The 3578-nt window shown below is 61.1% G+C and carries 4 protein-coding genes; all 4 read left to right on the forward strand.

Annotated features, from left to right (window positions below):
- Positions 1 to 181: hypothetical protein (locus ACESMD_RS02340; RefSeq protein WP_372609974.1), on the forward strand; the 181-nt coding region annotated here is incomplete at its 5' end.
- Between the two features lie 8 nt (positions 182 to 189).
- Entirely contained in the window at positions 190 to 1338 is a 1149-nt protein-coding gene (locus ACESMD_RS02345; RefSeq protein ID WP_372609976.1) for an AAA family ATPase, read from the forward strand.
- Positions 1335 to 1952, forward strand: a complete 618-nt coding sequence (locus tag ACESMD_RS02350) for a hypothetical protein (protein WP_372609978.1) — start codon at positions 1335 to 1337, stop codon at positions 1950 to 1952. The genes ACESMD_RS02345 and ACESMD_RS02350 overlap by 4 nt, the downstream gene beginning before the upstream one ends.
- Positions 1953 to 3578: DEAD/DEAH box helicase (locus tag ACESMD_RS02355; RefSeq protein ID WP_372609980.1), on the forward strand; the 1626-nt coding region annotated here is incomplete at its 3' end.

Consider the following 3578-nt stretch of genomic DNA (forward strand, 5'->3'; position numbering starts at 1 on the left):
CAAGAAGGATGGCTGGTACAAGCTCAAGAAGGACATCCGCGCCGAGCTCAACGAAGAGCTGCTGGGCAAGTTTCACGGCACCAAGTCGCTGCCCTTCGAGCCCGGAAAAAACCGCTGCCTCGCGGTGAAGATCGTCGATAACCGCGGCATCGAATCGCTGAAAGTCGTTCGGCTGGACTGAGGGTTACCATGGTCATCAAGCATCTGAAACTGAAGAACTGGCGTAATTTTCGCCAAGCCGAGATGGACCTCGCTCGCGTCTCTTATGTCATCGGTCCCAACGCCTCGGGCAAGTCCAACCTGCTGGATGTCTTTCGCTTTCTTCGGGATATCTGCAAGGCCGACGGCGGTGGGCTTCAGAAGGCGGTCAAAGATCGTGGTGGCATCACCAAGCTGCGCTGCCTGCATCATCGCAATGATTCAGAGGTGCGCATTGAGGTTACGCTGGCGGAGAGCTTCGAAGACGATGCAGCCACCTGGAAGTACGTGCTGGGCTTCAAGGGAAAAGGCGCTGAACGAAGCCTAATTACTACTGAGGAAGTATGGCGTTGTGGAAAACAGCTTCTTGCTAGACCACTGAAGAATGACAAAGAAGACTCCATTCTGCTTACCGAAACTCACCTCGAGCAAACTATGGCCAATCGGGAATTTCGTGAGATGGTCGAGGTGTTCTCGGATATTACCTACCTGCACTTGGTCCCTCAGCTACTCAAGTATGGTGAACAGATTGGCGGGAAGCGGCTAGACGACGACCCCTTCGGTCAGGGCTTCCTTGAGCGGCTCAGCAAGACACCCGAGAAGACTCGTGAATCACGCCTTAAACGCATCCAGACTGCACTAAATATGGCGGTTCCGCAGTTCAAGGAGCTGCGCTTTGGGAAAGATGATATGGGACATCCCCACTTGGAAGCCCTATATGAGCATCATCGCCCTAATGCTGGTTGGCAGGGGGAAGAGCACTTCTCCGACGGCACCCTGAGATTATTGGGAATGCTTTGGTCGCTGCTGGATGGCAACGGGCTGCTGCTACTCGAAGAGCCCGAGCTTTCCCTGCACCAGGCAGTAGTGGAGCAAATCCCCGCCATGATAGACCGTGTCCAGCGTAACCGAAAAACGCGGCGTCAGGTTCTGATCAGTACCCATAGCCAGGCACTGCTCGACAATCCAGGCATCGATCCACGCGGCGTTGCGGTACTGGAACCCAGCCGCGAGGGCACCAGCTTGCGCCACGTTGATGAGGTCGAGGCCGCGGGGTTGAATGCTGGCTTGAGCATTGCCGATGTAGTGCTACCCAATACGCGCCCTAAAGGAATCGAGCAGTTGGGGCTCTGGGAATGATACCGATCTATACCGCTGTTGAAGATCGTCTGAGTGCTGCGGTAGTGGAAAGGTTGCTCGGGGAGACGGACGGCAAGCTAAGTATCGGCGTCGCTATCCCGCCCAGAGGAGCCGGCGACCTGAAAAAGAAACTGCCGGAACTGGTCCGCCTGGCACCTAATGTCCCCGTCATTCTGCTGACTGACCTTGATTGCAAGGAGTGTGCTCCCAGTCTGATCGGTGAATGGCTTGGCCAGCAAGCCAAACCCGATGCCTTGTTATTCCGGGTGGCGGTGCGGGAAGTTGAAACCTGGCTGCTGGCCGACAAGCAGAACTTTGCCAGCTTTGCGGGCATCCCTCCCGCCAAGCTTCCGGAGTCGCCTGAAGATCTCGACGATCCCAAGCAGATGCTGCTTAACCTGGTAGCGCGCCACTCGCCCTCGTCGCTCAGGCAGGACATCGTGTTCGACCGCGGCAGTGGACCGAGGCAGGGGCTGGTCTATAACGAGCGGCTGGGCCAGTTCGTTCACACCTGCTGGGATCCGGCGCAGGCCTCCATGCGCGCCGATAGCCTGGCACGCACTCGTCGCCGAATCGGTGAGCTGGCAGCACACAACGGCACAAGGAACGCCTGAATGACGGCTAACTCCCTGATCATCAACTCGCCGTATGACCGCCCTTCCGCCTACTGGGAGCAGGACGGCGCCGGCAAGGCGATGACGCTACGCCAGGGGCGCCGGCCCGCGGCCTACGAGATCTTCGATACCCGCAACAACACGCGGCGCAGCGAGCCGTTGGCGCTGGTCAACCGCATTCGACAGCGCGTGGATGAGTGGCGGGAAGCCGGCTACCCAGGCGTAACCAGTGTGAGCCGCCAGTTGCTGCATCATTGGCATGAGCGCGGTGAGTGGGACTCCGATGGCCTGCGCTGGGAAGGCGGCCCGCGCCAGTACCCCTTCTATTTCTGCCAGCTGGAGGCCATCGAGACGCTGATCTGGTGGCTGGAGGCTCAGGAGTCGTTCCGTCAGGGCATCTTCCTGCCCGGCGACGGCGGCCCCTGGGAGCGCATCTGCAACAAGATGGCCACTGGATCGGGCAAGACCTCGGTGATGGCGCTGATCATCACCTGGCAGACACTGAACGCCATCCAGTACCCCAACGATCGGCGCTACTCCAGGGCCGTGCTGGTGGTCACGCCCGGGCTGACGGTCAAGAGCCGCCTGCAGGTGCTCTACCCCGGCAACGAGCAGAACGTCTACGACGAGTTCCGGTTGTGCCCCAACGAGTCCATGCGGCAGCAGCTCAACCGTGTCGAGCTGGTGGTGGAGAACTGGCACACCCTGATGCCGCTCAAGGAGCAGACGCGCTCAGTGGTCAAGAAGGGCAAGGAGAGCGACGAGGCCTTCACCCGCCGGGTGCTGGGCAAGCTGGCGGATCAAAAGGACCTGATCGTCATCAACGATGAGGCCCACCACGCCTACCGCCAGCGCGCCGAGATGAAGGTGAGCAAGAAAGAGGCCGAGGCCCTGGGGATCGACCTGGAGGAAGCCACCCGCTGGATCGAGGGGCTCGACCGTATCCACAAGACGCGCCGCATCCGCCGCTGTTTCGACCTCTCAGCCACCCCCTTCGCCCCCACCGGCAAGAGCAACACCGATGCCGGGCTGTTCGAGTGGGTGGTCTCCGACTTCGGGCTCAACGACGCCATCGAGGCCGGGCTGGTCAAGACGCCGCGGGTGGTGGTGCGTGACGACGCCCTGGCCAACGCCAAGACCTACGCCAGCAAGCTCTATCATCTCTACCGCGAGGATGAGGTACGCGACGACCTGAACCGCCGGGCGGAGCCCCATGCGCCACTCCCGGACCTGGTGCAGAAGGCCTACGCGCTGCTGGCCTACGACTGGCAGGAGACTGCCCGGCAGTGGCGCGACAGCGGCCATACCATTCCCCCGGTGATGTTGACCGTGTGCAACCGCACCGAGACGTCAGCCCGCATCGAGCACTTCTTCAACAACGGCGATTGTCTCATCCAGGGCACTCAGGCGCCGGATGCCACCCTGCGGGTCGACTCGAGGGTGCTGGAGAAGGCCGAGCGGGGAGAATCCGTCACCAAGGACAAGGAGTACGCAGAGCGGCTCGAGGCGATCATCCAGGCCGCCGGCCTGCCCAGCGACAAGCGGGATGACCTGCTGGCCATGAAGCAGGAGGAGCAACTGCGTGGACTGGTGGATACGGTCGGCAAGCGCGGCCAGCCGGGCCAG

This window comes from Halomonas sp., from assembly GCF_041689495.1.
GTDB lineage: Bacteria > Pseudomonadota > Gammaproteobacteria > Pseudomonadales > Halomonadaceae > Halomonas.